The sequence below is a fragment of the Methylobacter sp. BlB1 genome, from assembly GCF_015476545.1.
Classification (GTDB): domain Bacteria; phylum Pseudomonadota; class Gammaproteobacteria; order Methylococcales; family Methylomonadaceae; genus Methylobacter.
In genome coordinates this window covers 1-617 of record NZ_JADMKV010000219.1, presented here as the reverse complement: position 1 = coordinate 617, position 617 = coordinate 1, and the positions used below count along the sequence as shown (strand labels likewise).

At 64.0% G+C, this 617-nt stretch carries 1 protein-coding gene; it reads right to left on the bottom strand.

The features are described 5' to 3' along the window. Positions 1-617, bottom strand: a 617-nt coding sequence (locus IT781_RS22115; protein WP_194972320.1) for an AMP-binding protein, incomplete at both ends; no start/stop codon positions are given.

Here is a 617-nt window from a genome sequence, read left to right as displayed (position 1 = left end):
ACGGCATCGTCCGCTGTCAGGCCGTAGGCTTTCTGCATCCAGTTGAGACGGTTGACCACGCCGCGGTGTTCGTTCATGGCGCCTTTGGGCTGGCCGGTCGAACCGGAGGTGTAGATCATGTAAGCTAAATGGCGCGGCTTCAGGCCCAACGACTGTGGTGCCAGGTTCGTATCCGGCTGCTCGCCGATCCGTCCCCAGTCGCGGTCCAAGGCGATCGTATGGGCCTGCGTCTGGGGCAGGATGCCTTTGAGCCGCTCTTGCGTCAGCAGCACCTGGGGCGCGGCATCAGTCAACATGTAAGCCAGGCGGTCTTCCGGATAGGCCGGGTCCAGCGGCACGTAAGCGCCGCCGGCTTTCAGGATGCCCAGCAGGCCCACCACCATTTCCAGGCTGCGTTCTGTACAGACCGCGACCAGAACATCGGGGCCTACGCCTAAACGGCGCAGATGGTGCGCCAGGCGGTTGGCCCGGGCGTTCAGTTCGGCGTAGCTCAGCGCCTGATCCTCGAATACCAGCGCCACCGCATCGGGCTGTTGTGCCGCTTGCGCCTCGAACAGTTCATGCAGGCAGCGGTCCCGCGGATAGTCGGCATCGGTGGCGTTCCAGTCGTACAGTAC